The organism is Vibrio rhodolitus, assembly GCF_003350325.1.
Classification (GTDB): Bacteria; Pseudomonadota; Gammaproteobacteria; order Enterobacterales; family Vibrionaceae; genus Vibrio; species Vibrio rhodolitus.
The window spans coordinates 96,095-113,149 of record NZ_QLYZ01000004.1; the positions used below are offsets into that span (position 1 = coordinate 96,095).

The following is a 17,055-nucleotide window of genomic DNA, read 5'->3' on the forward strand; positions in this document are numbered from 1 at the left end:
CTTCGGCTTTTACATACGCTCTAGAGTTTCGATACCCAGTAGCGATAGACCTTGCTTGATAGTCTTCGCGGTTAGCGCTGCAAGTTTTAGACGGCTTTGTTTCACTGCTTCGTCTTCTGCCACAAGGATAGGGCATGCTTCGTAGAAGCTAGAGAATTGACCAGCGAGTTCGAATAGGTAGCTACACATGATGTGTGGTTGACCTTCGCGAGCAACAGACTGTACTGCTTCTTCAAACTGCATTAGTTTAGCGATCAGTGCTTTCTCTTTCTCGTCAGTGATCTTAATTTCACCTTGTAGCTCATCCATTGATACGCCAGCTTTAGCGAAAATAGAAGCTACACGAGTGTATGCGTATTGCATGTAAGGTGCTGTGTTACCCTCGAATGCAAGCATGTTATCCCAGTCGAACACGTAGTCAGTAGTACGGTGTTTAGATAGGTCAGCATATTTAACTGCCGCCATTGCAACCGTGTTAGCGATCGCTTTCTTCTCGTCTTCTTCTAGGTCAGGGTTCTTAGATTCGATCAGCTGTGCTGCACGAACTTCTGCTTCATCAAGAAGATCAGCTAGACGAACAGTACCGCCCGCACGAGTCTTGAATGGCTTACCATCTTTACCTAGCATCATGCCGAACGCGTGGTGCTCAAGAGAGACTGATTCTGGCACGTAACCCGCTTTACGAACGATAGTCCAAGCTTGCATTAGGTGCTGGTGTTGACGAGAGTCGATGAAGTACAGCACGCGATCCGCACCTAGTTGCTCGTAACGGTATTTTGCACACGCGATGTCAGTCGTGGTGTATAGGAAGCCACCATCGCGTTTTTGCACGATAACACCCATAGGTTCGCCGTCTTTGTTCTTGTACTCGTCAAGGAACACAACTTGCGCACCGTCATCTTCAACCGCTAAACCTTGTGCTTTAAGGTCTGCAACGATCTTAGGTAGCATGTCGTTGTACATGCTCTCGCCCATTACGTCATCACGAGTAAGTGATACGTTTAGGCGATCGTAGTTGCGTTGGTTTTGAATCATGGTTACGTCAACCAGCTTCTTCCACATTTCTGCGCAGAACTCGTCGCCGCCTTGCAGCTTAACTACGTAGCCACGTGCTTTTACTGCAAATTCTTCATCTTCATCGTACAGTTTTTTCGATTCACGGTAGAAACCTTCAAGGTCAGCAAGTTCCATTGAAACTTCGCCAGACTCTTGTTGTACACGCTCTAGGTTTGCGATCAGCATACCGAACTGAGTACCCCAGTCACCGATGTGGTTGGCACGAATCACTTTGTGACCTAGGAATTCAAGCGTGCGTACTACCGCATCACCGATGATGGTTGAACGTAGGTGACCTACGTGCATTTCTTTTGCTACGTTTGGTGCAGAGTAGTCAGCAACGATAGTTTGCGCTTCTTCTGCCGCAACGCCAAGGCGCGCGTCAGCAAGTGCAAGATCTGCTTGTTTCGCTAGGAACTCTTCGCTTAGGAAGATATTGATAAAGCCAGGACCAGCAATTTCAGTTTTGCTTGCGATACCGTCTAGATCTAGAACATCCAATACTTTTTGCGCAAACTCGCGAGGGTTCGTACCTAGTTGTTTAGCTACGCCCATAACGCCGTTAGCTTGGTAGTCACCGAACTGAGGTTTTGCTGATTGGCGAACAGCGGCAGGGCTGCCTGCAGGTGCGCCAGCGGCTTCTAGAGCCTGAGAAACTTTTTCATTAATAAGTGCTTGGATATTCACACGCGCTTCCTTCAAATCTAGGAAATATTGGGGTTTGCCGATTGTGGCGAAAATGGATACTTACAGTATCGGCGCCGTTCAAAATAGCGGCAAACCAAATCGAGTTCACAAATTGGCGCACATGATACCAATTTTCTTAAACCGCATACAGGGAGTAATTTGAGTATTTTTCTACTTTTCTTGATGATCTTGTTACTATTAGGAAAAAAGTAACCTTTTACTTAAGGAAAAAGCCTCATGTCGTTAGCAAGTGCTGAATTATTACCAGAGCAGTTAAAACAAAAGCTGCCAGAATTTATGCTTAAAATTCAAAGTTTAAGTGAAAAGTTACAAATCGATTTGACTCAGTTTCAAGCCGACCATATTGCATTACGCATCAATGAACAGGAACTGGCACAGCAAGCACACCAAGCATGGCTAAATGAAGGCGTAGAAATCTCTAATGCGCAAATCAATGGGCGCCCAATCATTGTGTTAGCTTTCCACCAACCGCTACAGGCGTTAAATTGGCAAATAGAATGTTTAGAATTGCCATATCCAGCTGAAGGAAAGCTATATCCAGAACAAAGTTGGGAGCATGTCGAATTTGTGATTCCATCACAGGCGCAAACGGCAGATGAATTTGCTGAGGAGCTCAAGCAGCGTTTTCCAGCGTTAGCCGAGCAGTGGGATAGCCTGGCGGATATGGGCATCAAAGTGAAGCTATCTAGCCCGAAAGGCGAAGGTGAACGTCTAAACAATCCAACGGTTGCCTTTAAGCATCAGGGAGTGTGCATTAAGCTTCACCCCCATTCACTTAAGGCGATAGTTGCTTCTGAGCAGTCTGTTTAAACTCCGAGAAACAAAGGGCTAAGTCGGCAAGATTAGCCCAATTCAATATCTTTTGGCCGTAGTTGAAACTCTTCGATTGAGCCGATTTCCAACCCAAGGCTTAATGGTTCGGCATCTTGGTGCGCGTTGCCTTGGGTATGCATGATCAGACGGTTAGCGGTGCGAGGTTTAAGCTCGTTAACCACAAAGCGGATCATGTCACTGCGGGTAAGCTTTTTCAGCTCGGCAAGCACTCTCTGTCGCTGATCAAAATGCTCATCCTTGTTACCAATCGCGACCCAAAGCCTTTGTGCTCGCCCTCTGAGTGTCGTATCTGGGGTTGAGATCTGATTCCAAAGTCCGCGTTTACTGCTGTGCCATTGATACTCATTGAGCTCAAGCAACACCATATAAAAAGCATTGAGGAATTCATCAATCGAGCTGATTAAATCTATCGGTGCAGCGTTTGGTGATTGGACGTACAGCACAATCCCCGGGTGTTTATTGAGAGGCATATTGCCAGTACCCACCATGTAGCCTAATTGCTGCTTGGTGCGAATCTCATGGAAGAAGGTCGCTGACATCAGATGATTTGCTAATGAATATAGCGCAATGTTTTTTGCCGAAGTGTCTTCACATTGGTAGTAAACCACAATTGCTGAATCTTCTTGATTACAATCCACTTCTCTTTGGAAAGTGCCATTTTCACCTAGCATGACTAACGGGCGAAGTGCTTCTTCGTATTGCTGCCCTTGTACTCGTAACGCCTCTTTAAGGGTTTCACCTAAAGCCAGAGCATCATCTTTTGTCCAGTCACCATAAACGAACATTTCAACATGTAGCTCGGCAAGAATGGCTTGTACGAAGCTGGCTAGCGAGTCGACTTCAATGCTTTCTAGCGCTTCAACCAGTACTGCATAAGGTGGATTGTTTGGTTGTAAGATCCCCGTCATGGCATTAAATAGTTGTGAAATAGGGCGATCTTGCGCTGAATTGCGCCAATTTCGTAGCAATTGAGTTTTAATGGTGTTGAAGCGTTTTTCACTAAACTCGCGTTTAGCAAAGCGCGTCAAAATCATTTTCATTAACTCAGGCTGCTTTTCGGTAAAGCCAGAAACCGCCAAGGTGACCCCGCCTTGATGAGCGTATAAGTTGTACCCCATCCCGGCAATCTCTGCTTGATAGGTCTCTTTGGCGAGCGCATCAAGAAACATTTCCACGCATAGACGAGTTTTGACAATATTAATCGGGTTGGCGACCGCGTGAGGACTATCAATGGCAACATAGACCACCCCTTTCGGCACGCGAAACTCACTGTCTTGCAAATGCCAGAGCTTAAAGCCGGGCAAATCACTGATGATGCTCGGTACATCTTGTTGCTCAACCAGCTCTTTCGGCGTTAGGTCATAACAGATAAATGGATTGCGCTCGGGTAACTGGGCGATGATTTTTGCTGGTTGCTGGTAAAACGCTTTTTGCTCAGGGCTAATCAAGCGAACAGAATAGGGCGTATGGTACCATTTTGCGGTTTCTTCGTAGGTTAATCCCTTAGCGATCAGCGTTACGCGCAGATTATCAGTAGTAAAGTGCTGTGAGAGCGTTTGCAGTATATCTGGCTGATATTCAGCCATTTTAAAGTCGCCGTAGATAATATCTTCGCTTTGGTAGTGCTGCATGTTGACCACGAGATGACTGGCTGCATCGAGTGGACGGGTTGGCTCTTGGAATCTAAATGCGGATTCGAGAACGGCTTTTTTCTCAAGATAGCGCCATTCGTCCAGACCGCGAGCTTTAACAATCGCGATATAGTTAAAAACAGCTTGGATAATGTCGTCAGTGTGCTCAAGCCCCTCTTGGGTCAAGGTACAACTGATGGTGAATTCGCGGTAATTGCTGCCACTTACGCCACCGCCTGCCGATAAAGACGTTATCCAACCCGCGTCTTTAAGTTCGAGCATTAAGCTATTCTCCCCTTCATAACCCAGTAAGTGGGCAAAATAGGAGAGGGGCTTAGTATGGTAATACTCGGCAGTGCTTGGCATTGGGAAGGCAAGGATCAACTTGCGGATCTCTTTTACTGGTTCGACATTCACCCAAATTCCGGTCGAGCGCGCGTCAGTATAAGGCTGTTCAATGGACTTGCCAGCAAGGTGATTGTTAGTGATAGCAGAGAATTTCTCGGTTGCCCAAGCTTGCATATCTGCAATGGAATGTTCACCTATCATGACCAGCGTCATCAAATCGGCTGAATATTGCTGGCTATGAAAAGCAACGATTTCATCGCGTATCGATTGACCGTTGCGATCGCCGAGCGTTTCAAGATTACCAACTGAAAATTTAGCAAAGGGGTGCAGTGGATTGATGACCTCTTTGTGCACCTGATACAGGCGACGAGAGTCATCGTTTAGCTTCATTTTATATTCTGAATCGACTGCTTGGCGCTCTTTGTCTAAGGCTTCGGCATTAAACAGAGGCGCGGTAAAAAATTGACTGAATCGCTCAAGTGCATTAGCAAACGCGTTGTTGTCTACATCGAAGAAAAAGCAGGTATGTTCGGTGCCAGTCCACGCATTATTCATACCGCCATGTTGGCTGATGTAGCTTTGAAACTCGCCGACTTTAGGGAATTTTTCGGTACCGAGAAACAGCATGTGCTCAAGATAGTGCGCCATACCTTCTCTGTCGATCGGATCGTCAAAATGACCAACGTTGACCGCTAAAGCCGCTGCAGATTTCTGTGCACTGTCATCTTGAATCAAGAGGACCCTCAAACCATTTTCAAGAGTTAAGTACTGGTATTGATTGGTATCGTTTGGGCTTACATGCACAGTATTTCTCCAGACCTTGAGGGTATGCTTAAGTATGAACGTGTTTAAACTGGCTGCAAACTACTATATTCAAGAATGTCTTGATATCGATAGCAACAAGTAACCACACATAGAACATCGCACGGCACATCTTGAAACAAAATGACGCTATTTACCTTTAAGATTGTTAAGAAAGTCTGAGTCTTTAGCAAGTTACTTGATATAATTATTTAGATATACCCAAGTGACTTCATAGTATTAAGCGCCAAGATAAAGCGAACTATTCGGCGAGGTTGCTGGGGTATATTTTGAGCCCAAAGATCAGTGAGCCGAAGATAAGTGCTCACGCAATAGGAATAAGTATGAAAATCGTGATTATGCGTCATGGCGAGGCGGAAACATTCGCACAAAGTGATGCTGAGCGAGCGCTAACCAAGTTTGGTCGTAGTGCTTCAAGAGATGTCGCGCAACGATGCACTCAAGAAGGTATCGCGCAGTTTGATAAAGTGTTAGTTAGTCCATACAAACGCGCCCAACAAACTTGGCAAGAACTAGAAGAAATCTTCGATGCCAAAGATGTTCAGCTGTGTGAAGAGATCACCCCTTACGGTGATTCAGAATCTGTGGTTGATTATCTGCAGGCGATTATAGACGTTGAGCAACTTGAATCGGTACTTCTGGTTTCGCACCTACCTTTAGTCGGTTATCTAACCGCTGATCTTGTAGTCGATATGGCACCACCTATGTTCCCAACTTCTGGTATGGTTTGCGTTGAATACAATGTCGAAAAACAGCAAGGCGAGTTGGTTTGGAGTCTTAAGCCGTAACATTTCGTCTCAAAAGCGACAACTATTTGACTTTTTTGGTGGACTAATCTTTGCATAAGTGGCTAACTACCTGTGCAAACAAGACAATTTAGTTGTATCAGCCTCTGATTTATGAAGTTTACTCTACCATTTACGGACAAATTACCTCCGTTACCTAAGCGAGCAATGCCAGCGATTGGCGCCCCAGTGATGGTTTTGGCGACCTTAGCGATGGTCGTACTGCCGATGCCGGCGTTTTTGCTCGACTTGTTCTTCACCTTTAACATTGCTCTGTCGTTGGTGGTGTTATTGGTGACGGTTTACACTCGGCGTCCGCTCGATTTCGCAGCTTTCCCAACGGTACTTCTAATCGCGACCTTACTTCGTTTAGCCTTGAACGTGGCTTCGACGCGTGTGGTTTTGCTTTATGGTCACGAAGGTCCGGGTGCGGCAGGTAACGTAATCGAAGCATTCGGTAACGTAGTGATAGGTGGTAACTACGCAGTTGGTTTCGTGGTCTTCATTATCCTGATGATCATTAACTTTATGGTTGTGACCAAAGGTGCAGGACGTATTTCGGAAGTAAGTGCCCGCTTTACCTTAGATGCTTTGCCAGGTAAGCAAATGGCGATCGATGCCGACTTGAATGCGGGTTTGATCGATCAAGACCAAGCGCGAACTCGTCGTCAAGAAGTGACCAAAGAAGCGGATTTCTACGGTTCGATGGACGGTGCGTCAAAGTTTGTTAAAGGCGATGCTATCGCCGGTATTCTGATCCTATTTATCAACATCATCGGTGGTCTATCCATCGGTATGGCGCAGTATGGTCTTGGCTTTGCTGAGGCAATGCAAATCTATACGCTACTGACGATCGGTGACGGTCTGGTTGCGCAAATCCCTTCTCTACTCTTGTCTATTGGCGCTGCGATCATGGTAACGCGTCAAAACACCGATGAAGACATGGGACAACAGGTTGTTTTCCAGCTGTTCGATAACCCTAAAGCCTTGATGATTACCGCAGGCATTTTGTTTGTGATGGGTATCGTGCCTGGCATGCCACATTTTGCTTTCTTGCTATTAGCAGCAATGGCAGGTGCGGGCGCCTACTGGATGACTCGCAAGAACAAGCGAAAAGAGGAAGAGAAAACCAACCTTCCAGCGACTACAGCTACCGAGCCTACCACGCCTAAAGAGCTCTCTTGGGATGATGTACAACCGGTTGATATTATTGGTCTTGAGGTGGGTTATCGTTTGATCCCGCTGGTGGATCGCGATCAAGGTGGTGAGTTACTAGAGCGAGTTAAAGGCGTACGTAAAAAGCTATCCCAAGATTTTGGTTTTCTTATCCCTGCGGTGCATATCCGCGACAACCTTGAATTAACACCAAATAGCTATCGCATCACCTTAATGGGCGTGGCGGTCGGTGAAGCTGAAATCAGACCGGACCAAGAGTTGGCAATCAACCCAGGTCAAGTTTATGGCGTGATTGAAGGTGAGCCAACCATCGACCCTGCCTTTGGTTTGGAAGCGGTTTGGATTCGCGAAGAGCAGCGTGAGCATGCGCAGGCACTGGGTTACACCGTTGTTGATTCCTCAACCGTACTGGCAACACATTTAAGCCAACTGTTGACCAACAACGCGTCGCAATTGATTGGTCATGAAGAAGTACAGAACCTGTTGGAAATGCTTGGACGTAGCACGCCTAAATTGGTGGAGAGCTTTGTCCCTGACCAATTACAACTTGGTGTGGTGGTGAAAGTTCTGCAGAACCTGCTCAATGAGGCTGTGCCAATTCGAGATATTCGCACCATAGTTCAAACTCTGTCCGAGTATTCGTCAAAGAGTCAAGAACCTGACATTCTCACTGCGGCCGTTCGCATCTCGCTTAAGCGACTAATTGTTCAAGAAATCAATGGCATAGAGCCTGAGTTGCCAGTGATTACTCTGATTCCTGAATTGGAACAAATCTTGCATCAAACAATGCAAGCTTCTGGAGGGGAATCTGCTGGTATCGAACCGGGTCTAGCAGAGCGCTTACAAATGTCTCTGAGCCAAGCGACTCAAGAGCAAGAACTGAAAGGTGAACCGGCAGTGCTGCTGACATCCGGTGTATTGCGTTCTACCCTCGCGAAATTTGTTAAGAACACTATCCCATCGCTACGCGTGCTCTCTTATCAAGAGATCCCGGATGAGAAACAAATCCGCATTGTACAGGCGGTGGGAAATTAAATTCTGTTACTAACCCATTCTGTTACTAACAAATAACGGATATCAATTTTGAAAATTAAACGATTTTTTGCCAAGGACATGCGAACAGCTCTACTTCAAGTGAAGGAAGAGTTAGGTTCTGACGCTGTAATCATGTCGAACAAAAAAGTCGCTGGTGGAGTTGAAATTGTTGCGGCAGTAGACGGAGAGTCAGCAACTGCAAGAGTCAATGGTGGTTACAGTTCGCATCCTAGAACAATGCCGACCCAAGTGTCGCCAAGTTTGGAAGCTCGTGCCGAGACTCGCGCACTCGACGATGATCGTGTCAGTTTAAACAGCAGTGCAGAAGCGGGTCGTTCGATGACCAAGCGTTTTGCCAGTATGTTGAAGCAATACAGCAACACTCGCCCTGGCTATGATGATGTACCAGAGAAAGGGGAGGCGGATGACTCGCTAACTGCTCTTCTCAAGCGTCAATCTAGCCATCGTGCGCAAAACAGCGATATTAAGCTCAAAGAAGATTCACCTCTTGCGCGCTTAATTGCCGAAGACCGTCGCCTTGAAAGACCTAAGCCTCAGCTAGACCCTTCTCGCTACGAGCGTAATAGTTCGCCACGTGAAGCGGCAGTCTCCAATGAAGACTTGACCGATATGCGTGAGGAAATGACCTCTATTCGCCGTCTGCTTGAGCATCAAGTCTCTGGGCTTATGTGGCAAGAAGTGGAACGTCGTGAACCGCTGCGCGCCATGTTGATTAAGCGTCTTGAGCGTATGGGCTTATCACTGGAGCTTGCCGATCAGCTTGCTTGTTACATTCCAGAAGACACCCCACCGAAGAAAGCGTGGCGAGCACTGCTGGGCTTAGTCGCTGATCAAATCCCAATTTCTAAGCAAGACATCTTAAAGCGTGGCGGTATTGTTGCGCTGCTTGGTCCGACTGGTGTGGGTAAAACTACCACTGTGGCTAAGTTAGCAGCTCGAGCTGCGATGGAGTTTGGTTCTGACAATGTGGCCTTAGTGACCACCGATACCTATCGTATCGGTGCTCATGAACAGTTGGCTATTTACGGACGAATTATGGGATGCCCGGTAAAAGTCGCTAAAGATTCCAAAGAGTTAGCCGATGTAATATATCAGCTACGCCATCGTCGTCTTGTGTTGGTTGATACTGCAGGTATGGGGCAGCGAGACGTTCGTCTTTCAGAGCAGCTTGATACTCTGATGCAAGATAGCGGTGAGATGATTCACAGCTACTTGGTATTACCTGCAACCGCACAGAGAAAAGTGCTGCAAGAGACTATTGACCACTTTAAACGCATTCCTCTTTCTGGCTGTATCTTGACCAAATTAGATGAGTCACTAAGCCTTGGAGAGTTCGTCAGCGTAGTAGTGCAAAATGCATTACCAGTGGCTTACATCGCGAATGGACAACGCGTACCCGAAGATATCGTTATTGCTCAGCCAAAATACATGGTGGCTAAAGCAAATGACTTACTTGAGAAATCGGCGGACGATGAACCGCACTATTGGAATAGTGAAGTAGAGAGGTTCTAGGCGGCGATGATGACAGAGAATATGATACAAGACCAAGCTAGCGGATTGCGCCGCTTAACTCAACCATCACTAACCAAGGTTATTTCTGTAACTGGCGGTAAAGGTGGTGTGGGTAAATCTAACGTCACTCTCGGGTTGGCAATCTGTATGGCTCGCCAAGGCAAGAAAGTCATGGTTTTAGACGCTGATTTGGGTCTAGCTAATGTCGATGTCATGCTTGGCATTCGACCAAAGCGTAACCTTGGCCACGTCCTCGCGGGTGAGTGCGATCTGGCGGATGCGATTGTGGAAGGTCCGCACGGCATCAGAATTATTCCAGCGACTTCTGGCACCCAGTCAATGACGGAGCTTAGCCACGCACAACACGTCGGTCTTATTCGTGCGTTTGGTAGTCTAGAAGATGAAATGGACGTGCTGCTGATTGATACCGCAGCTGGTATTTCAGACATGGTGATCAGCTTTTCTCGCGCAGCACAAGATGTGGTTGTGGTGGTGTGTGATGAGCCAACATCGATTACCGATGCTTATGCGCTGATCAAACTGTTGAGTAAAGAGCATCAAGTTCAACGCTTTAAAATTGTTGCCAACATGGTCAGAAGCTACCGTGAAGGGCGAGAATTGTTTGCAAAGTTGACCTTAGTCACAGAGAGATTCTTGAATGTGAGCCTTGAGCTCGTCGCTTGTATCCCTTTAGATGATAAAGTGCGTCAAGCAGTGAAAAAACAAAAGATTGTCGTTGATGCGTTTCCGCGCTCACCTGCCGCACTGGCTTTGGGTTCATTGGCGAACAAAGCACTGACTTGGCCAATACCAAAGACCCCAAGTGGGCACTTAGAGTTTTTTGTTGAACGTTTGCTCAACCGACCACAACCATTAGAGGAACCATTTGGTGAATAAGGCGTTGACCTATGACCAATACGGAAATCACAACAGCCAAAGAGAATTTTTAGAAAAATATTCGGTGCTGGTGAAACGTATTGCTCACCACCTGCTGGGACGATTACCAGCGAGTGTTCAGGTCGAGGATCTTATCCAAGCGGGAATGATTGGTCTTCTCGAAGCGCAAAAGAACTATGATGGCAGCAAGGGTGCAAGTTTTGAGACCTATGCTGGAATACGGATTCGTGGCGCTATGCTTGACGACATTCGTCGTGGAGACTGGGTACCACGTTCAGTTCACAAACATAGCCGTGAATTCAATCAGGCGATAGCGATTCTTGAAGGGCAATTGAATCGAGATCCTACGGATGCAGAAGTAGCAAATTACGTAGGCATGTCGTTAGAGCAATATCATTCGGTTCTAACTGACATCAACTGTTCTCGTTTGGTAGGGATCGAAGACCTCGGTGTTTCTGAGGATGTCATTACTTCTGAAGATACCGATGAAGAAAATACACCTTTTCAAGGTGTTGCGGATGAATATTTTAGAAAAGCTTTGGTAGAATCGATAAAATCTCTACCAGAGCGTGAAGCTTTGGTGCTTTCTCTTTATTACGATGAAGAGTTAAACCTTAAAGAAATCGGTGAAGTAATTGGAGTTAGCGAATCACGCGTTAGCCAAATATTGAGCCAATCGATGCAACGTTTGCGCACCAAATTGAGTGCGTGGACAAACAATGACTAGAAATCACTGACATCATAATCAGTGGAGGCAATTTTGAATAAAAACATGAAAATCTTGATTGTTGACGACTTCTCAACAATGCGCCGTATCGTTAAAAACCTACTTCGTGATTTGGGTTTTAATAACACCCAAGAAGCGGACGACGGTTTAACAGCATTGCCTATGCTCAAGAAGGGCGATTTCGACTTTGTTGTTACTGACTGGAACATGCCAGGCATGCAAGGTATCGACTTGTTAAAGCATATCCGTGCAGACCAAGAGCTGAAGCACCTTCCAGTGCTGATGATCACGGCAGAAGCAAAACGCGAACAAATCATTGAGGCTGCTCAAGCCGGTGTAAATGGTTACATTGTTAAGCCATTTACAGCAGCAACGCTAAAAGAAAAACTAGATAAGATCTTTGAGCGTTTATAGTCAAAAAACTGACTATGTTGAATTGGGCGAACAAGGCCATTTAGGAATGATTTCATTAGAACAAGCCAAACAACTCGTTGAGCTTTTGGAAGATGGTAAACAGCAAGACGCAGACGATTTAGTTAAACGCGCTTACGACATACCAAGCGAACCAATGCTGCAAGAAATTGGAGAACTGACTCGCGACCTGCACGAATCAATCAAGCAATTTCATCTTGATGAACGAATTTCACAGCTTGCCAATGACGAAATCCCTGACGCGAGGGATCGCCTTAAATACGTTATTGAAAAGACTGAAGTTGCAGCAAACCAAACGATGGATGCAGTCGATCGCTGTATGCCAATCGCCGATAGCCTCCACGATGGCTTACTCCAAGTAAGACCTCAGTGGAACGAGTTAATGCACGGCAAAATAGACCTAACTGAGTTTAAAGCGCTTTGTCACCGTATCGATGATTTACTAGGTCAGGTGGAAGGTAATAGCAGCGAACTACGCAGCTTACTGACTGACATTTTAATGGCGCAAGGTTTCCAAGATCTTACCGGACAAATCATTGGACGTGTTATTGAGCTAGTTAACGAAGTTGAAATGCGACTCGTTGATATTCTTACAGTTTTTGGTCAAAATCAGTTGGACGAAGGTATATCCAATAACAAGAAAAAAGCATCAACCGAAGCGGAAGGACCAATCCTTAACGCCATTGAAAGGGATGATGCTGTTTCATCGCAAGACGAAGTCGACGACTTACTCTCCAGTCTTGGGTTTTAGAGGTAACTTATGAGCTACGAATTAGACGAAGATATTCTTCAGGACTTTTTAGTTGAGGCGGGTGAAATTTTAGAGTTGCTATCCGAGCAGTTGGTAGAACTTGAAAATAACCCGAACGACAAGGATCTGCTCAACGCTATCTTCCGTGGTTTCCATACGGTAAAAGGTGGTGCCGGCTTTTTGAGCCTCACAGAACTTGTTGATACCTGCCACGGTGCAGAGAACGTGTTTGATATCTTACGTAACGGTCAGCGTGAAGTTACCGCAAGTTTGATGGATACCATGCTTAAGGCATTGGATACGGTCAATGAACAATTCCAAGCAGTACAAGATCGTGAACCATTAGAGCCTGCAGAGCAGTCATTGCTTGATGAACTTCATCGTTTAAGCAAACCGGCTTCAGAGGAAGAGGTTGTTGTAGCTCCAACTCAACCTGAAGTCGTTGCGCCTACGCCTGAACCTGTTGTTGAACCAGCGCCAGTTGCTGCTAGCACCACTGTAGATGCAGGTTCTATCGACGAGATTACCCAAGACGAATTTGAAAAGCTGTTAGATGAACTGCACGGCGCAGGTGCTGCACCGGGTGCCAGCAAAGCTGCGGCGGCTTCTCAACCAGCAGCCGTTGCTGCGCCTCAAGAGCAAAGCGGCGACATTACAGATGATGAATTTGAAAAGTTATTAGATGAACTGCATGGTGTGGGTCAAGGTCCGGGCAAAGAAGCCGCGGTTCAAGCTCCTGCACCCGTTCAATCGGCTCCTGCGGCACCAGCAGCTAGTGGCGCTGATGAAGATCTAATGACTGACGATGAGTTCGAGAAGCTGCTTGATCAGTTACATGGTCAGGGCAAAGGACCAAGTGTTGAAGAGCTAGAGATGGCGACTAAGCCTGCGTATCAAAACGCAGAGCCTGAAGTCGTGGTTGAAGAGGCTCCTGTGGCAGTGGCAACTCCAGCGCCAGTTGCTGCACCAGCAGCACCTGTTTCTAAAGAGAATGTACCTGCGAAGAAAGAAGCGTCGGCACCAGCGAAAAAACCTCAAGCTGAAGCTACGGTTCGTGTTGATACTTCCACACTCGACATCATTATGAACATGGTCGGCGAGTTGGTATTGGTGCGTAACCGTCTATTAAGCCTTGGTCTGAACAGTAACGACGAAGAAATGGCGAAAGCTGTGGCTAACCTTGATGTTGTCACTGCTGACTTACAAGGTGCGGTGATGAAAACCCGCATGCAGCCAATCAAAAAAGTATTTGGTCGTTTCCCACGTGTTGTTCGCGACTTAGCGCGTAGCCTTAATAAAGACATCACGCTAGAAATGCGTGGTGAAGATACCGATCTTGATAAAAACTTGGTTGAAGCTCTTGCCGATCCACTAATCCACTTAGTGCGTAACTCGGTTGACCACGGTATTGAAATGCCAGAGGACCGCGTAAAAGCGGGTAAACCTCGTACTGGTAAAGTGATTCTTTCTGCCGCTCAAGAAGGTGATCATATTGAACTGGCTATCGTTGATGATGGCGGTGGTATGAACCCGGATGTGCTGCGTGGTATCGCGGTTAAACGCGGCATGATGGATGAAGACGCAGCCTCACGTCTGACAGACAAAGAGTGTTTCAACCTTATCTTTATGCCGGGCTTCTCAAGTAAAGAGAAGATCTCCGATATTTCTGGCCGTGGTGTAGGTATGGATGTGGTGAAAACAGCTATCAACACCTTAAACGGCTCAATCGACATTGATTCAGAGATGGGCAAAGGAACGCAAATCTCAATCAAAGTACCATTAACACTGGCGATTCTTCCAACTCTGATGGTTGGCGTTGGCGGTAATCCGTTTGCTCTGCCATTGGCGAGCGTGAATGAGATTTTCCACCTTGATTTAAGTCGCACCAACGTAGTTGATGGTCAATTAACGATTATTGTTCGAGATAAGTCTATCCCATTGTTCTACTTGCAGAACTGGCTGTCGCCACGTTCAGCAGCAGTAGAGCAGCGTAAAGGGCATGGGCATGTGGTGATTGTTCAGTTAGGCAGCCAACGAGTCGGTTTTGTGGTTGATACCTTGATTGGACAAGAAGAGGTGGTTATCAAGCCTCTGGATAACTTGTTGCAAGGTACGCCAGGTATGGCGGGTGCAACGATCACCAGTGACGGTCATATTGCACTAATCCTTGATGTGCCAGATCTATTGAAACGTTACGCTGCGGCATCGCGCATTTAATCGTTGAATATTAAAAAGGAAAGATATGGCAATACGAGTTTTAGTAGTTGACGATTCCAGCTTCTTTCGCCGCCGAGTGAGTGAGATAATAAACTCGGATGCGCGACTAGAAGTGATTGATGTAGCTACCAACGGTAAAGAAGCCGTTGAGAAAGCACTGAAAATCAAACCTGATGTCATCACTATGGACATTGAAATGCCAATCATGGACGGTATCACTGCCGTCCGTGAGATTATGGCATCCAACCCGATCCCAATTCTGATGTTCTCTTCGCTGACTCACGACGGCGCTAAAGCAACGCTAGATGCTCTGGATGCAGGCGCATTGGATTTCTTGCCGAAGAAGTTTGAAGACATCGCTCGTAACCGTGACGAAGCGGTAAGCCTACTGCAGCAGCGCGTGATGCAAATTGCTTCACGACGCACGTTTATGCGCAGACCGGTTGCACCAAGAGTAGCGCCGACAGCGGCGCCGCTAGAGCGCTCGACTGCGCGTCCAGCCGCTTCAGCTCTGCAACGTCCAGTCGCTGCACCAGCCGCGCGCACGCCATCGCCAGCAGCTCGTTTTAAAGCGTCAGGTAAGAAGTATCAGTTAACCGCGATTGGCACCTCAACCGGTGGTCCAGTGGCTCTGCAAAAGATCTTAACTAAGCTGCCAGCAAACTACCCACATCCGATTTTGCTGATCCAACATATGCCGGCGACATTTACTGCAGCCTTTGCAAGTCGTTTGAATTCGCTGTGTAAGATCCAAGTTAAAGAAGCTGCAGATGGTGATGTGTTGCAAGCGGGTGTCGCTTATTTGGCGCCGGGTGGCAAACAGATGATGATCGAAGGTCGTCCTGGTAGTGCTAAGCTGCGTATCATCGATGGTGGTGAGCGCATGAACTACAAACCATGTGTCGATGTGACCTTTGGTAGCGCTGCAAAAATCTACCATGACAAAGTACTCTCTATGGTGTTAACCGGGATGGGTGCCGATGGGCGTGAAGGTGCGCGCATGCTGAAAAATGCGGGTGCGACAATCTGGGCGCAAGACGAAGAAAGCTGTGTTGTTTACGGCATGCCTCAAGCAGTGGCGAAAGAAGGTATCTCTTCAGAAGATTTACCACTAGATCGAATTGCTGAACGTATGCTGGTCGAAATAGGCCTAGCATAGAGGTGAGGCTATGATCGTTTGGAGTATTGCAAACCAAAAAGGCGGTGTGGGTAAAACTACCACCACGATTACCCTTGCTGGTTTGCTGAGCAAGCAAGGCAAAAAGGTCTTGTTGGTTGATACTGACCCGCATGCTTCTTTGACTACCTATTTAGGCTTTGATTCTGACAACGTGCCGTCGAGCTTGTTTGATCTTTTCCAAATCAAAGAGTTTACCGAAAATACGGTGATGCCTTTGATTATGGATAGTGATATTCCGGGTATCGATATTATTCCAGCGCACATGTCGTTGGCGACTCTTGACCGCGTTATGGGTAACCGTAGCGGCATGGGCTTGATCTTAAAACGTGCACTGCTGGCGATTAAAGACCATTACGATTACGTATTGATCGATTGTCCGCCAATTCTAGGCGTGATGATGGTGAATGCTTTAGCGGCAAGTAATCGAATTCTGATCCCGGTACAGACGGAATTTTTGGCGATGAAAGGTCTAGAGCGCATGGTGCGCACGCTAGCCATCATGCAAAAATCGCGCAGTAAGCCATTTAAAGTGACGATTGTCCCGACTATGTACGATAAGCGCACGCGCGCTTCACTACAAACGTTGCAGCAGTTGAAAAAGGATTACCCAAATCAAGTATGGTCTTCGGCTGTACCGATTGATACGAAATTTAGAGATGCGAGTTTAAAACACCTGCCGGTTTCGCATTTCGCCTCGGGTAGCCGTGGCGTATTTGCCTACAAGCAGTTGTTATTGCATCTAGAGAGGCTAGCGATCGATGAGTGAAGATACGCTGCTCTCAAGTGAACAGGCACTGGATGATTACTTCACCTCTTTGTTGTCAGAAGACGAAGAGTTGCAAGCGCTTGTTGCCAGCGAAGACGATGAGATAATTCTTGCAGAGCCAGAGCCAGAGCCAGAGCCAGAGCCAGAGCCAGAGCCA

At 46.8% G+C, this 17,055-nt stretch carries 13 protein-coding genes and 1 pseudogene; 12 read left to right on the plus strand and 2 right to left on the minus strand.

Features of this window, described 5'->3' with window-relative positions:
* Window positions 1–9: 9 nt before the first annotated feature.
* Complete coding sequence (gene argS / locus DPF93_RS05710) at window positions 10–1,743, minus strand: arginine--tRNA ligase (protein ID WP_114765257.1); 1,734 nt, start codon at window positions 1,741–1,743, stop codon at window positions 10–12.
* Window positions 1,744–1,980: 237 nt separating this feature from the next.
* Between argS and DPF93_RS05715 the strand changes: the two genes are divergently transcribed.
* Window positions 1,981–2,574 carry a VOC family protein gene (locus DPF93_RS05715; protein WP_114765258.1) on the plus strand — a complete coding sequence of 198 codons (594 nt, stop codon included), beginning with the start codon at window positions 1,981–1,983 and terminating at the stop codon, window positions 2,572–2,574.
* A 32-nt stretch (window positions 2,575–2,606) separates the two neighbouring features.
* On the opposite strand, the gene DPF93_RS05720 is transcribed toward DPF93_RS05715, so the two are convergent.
* Window positions 2,607–5,381 carry an insulinase family protein gene (locus tag DPF93_RS05720; protein WP_114765259.1) on the minus strand — a complete coding sequence of 925 codons (2,775 nt, stop codon included), beginning with the start codon at window positions 5,379–5,381 and terminating at the stop codon, window positions 2,607–2,609.
* Window positions 5,382–5,722: 341 nt separating this feature from the next.
* On the opposite strand from DPF93_RS05720, the gene sixA reads away from it, so the two are divergent.
* From sixA to DPF93_RS21460, 11 genes and pseudogenes are all read left to right on the plus strand, one after another.
* A complete protein-coding gene (sixA, locus tag DPF93_RS05725) occupies window positions 5,723–6,187 on the plus strand; it encodes a phosphohistidine phosphatase SixA (protein WP_114765260.1) in 465 nt (154 codons plus the stop codon).
* Window positions 6,188–6,298: 111 nt separating this feature from the next.
* Window positions 6,299–8,395, plus strand: coding sequence for a flagellar biosynthesis protein FlhA (gene flhA / locus DPF93_RS05730; protein ID WP_114765261.1), 2,097 nt, complete (start codon window positions 6,299–6,301; stop codon window positions 8,393–8,395).
* 48 nt (window positions 8,396–8,443) lie between these two features.
* Window positions 8,444–9,928, plus strand: coding sequence for a flagellar biosynthesis GTPase FlhF (flhF, locus tag DPF93_RS05735; RefSeq protein ID WP_114765262.1), 1,485 nt, complete (start codon window positions 8,444–8,446; stop codon window positions 9,926–9,928).
* 9 nt (window positions 9,929–9,937) lie between these two features.
* Entirely contained in the window at window positions 9,938–10,825 is an 888-nt protein-coding gene (locus DPF93_RS05740) for a MinD/ParA family protein (RefSeq protein WP_114765263.1), read from the plus strand.
* Window positions 10,818–11,552, plus strand: coding sequence for an RNA polymerase sigma factor FliA (locus tag DPF93_RS05745; protein WP_114765264.1), 735 nt, complete (start codon window positions 10,818–10,820; stop codon window positions 11,550–11,552). Before DPF93_RS05740 ends, DPF93_RS05745 begins: the two co-directional genes overlap by 8 nt.
* Before the next feature lie 45 nt (window positions 11,553–11,597).
* Entirely contained in the window at window positions 11,598–11,966 is a 369-nt protein-coding gene (gene cheY, locus DPF93_RS05750) for a chemotaxis response regulator CheY (RefSeq protein WP_075649797.1), read from the plus strand.
* Window positions 11,967–12,012: 46 nt separating this feature from the next.
* On the plus strand, window positions 12,013–12,735 hold the full coding sequence (locus tag DPF93_RS05755; protein ID WP_114765417.1) for a protein phosphatase CheZ: 723 nt from the start codon (window positions 12,013–12,015) through the stop codon (window positions 12,733–12,735).
* A gap of 9 nt (window positions 12,736–12,744) precedes the next feature.
* Window positions 12,745–14,952: a chemotaxis protein CheA gene (locus DPF93_RS05760; protein ID WP_114765265.1), complete on the plus strand. Its 2,208-nt coding sequence runs from the start codon at window positions 12,745–12,747 to the stop codon at window positions 14,950–14,952.
* 25 nt (window positions 14,953–14,977) lie between these two features.
* Window positions 14,978–16,111, plus strand: coding sequence for a protein-glutamate methylesterase/protein-glutamine glutaminase (locus DPF93_RS05765; protein WP_114765266.1), 1,134 nt, complete (start codon window positions 14,978–14,980; stop codon window positions 16,109–16,111).
* A 10-nt stretch (window positions 16,112–16,121) separates the two neighbouring features.
* Window positions 16,122–16,898 (plus strand): ParA family protein, encoded by a 777-nt coding sequence (locus DPF93_RS05770; RefSeq protein WP_114765267.1) that lies wholly within the window; start codon window positions 16,122–16,124, stop codon window positions 16,896–16,898.
* Window positions 16,891–17,055, plus strand: a pseudogene (locus DPF93_RS21460) (chemotaxis protein CheW); the annotation flags it as partial. The gene DPF93_RS05770 and the pseudogene DPF93_RS21460, both read left to right, overlap by 8 nt.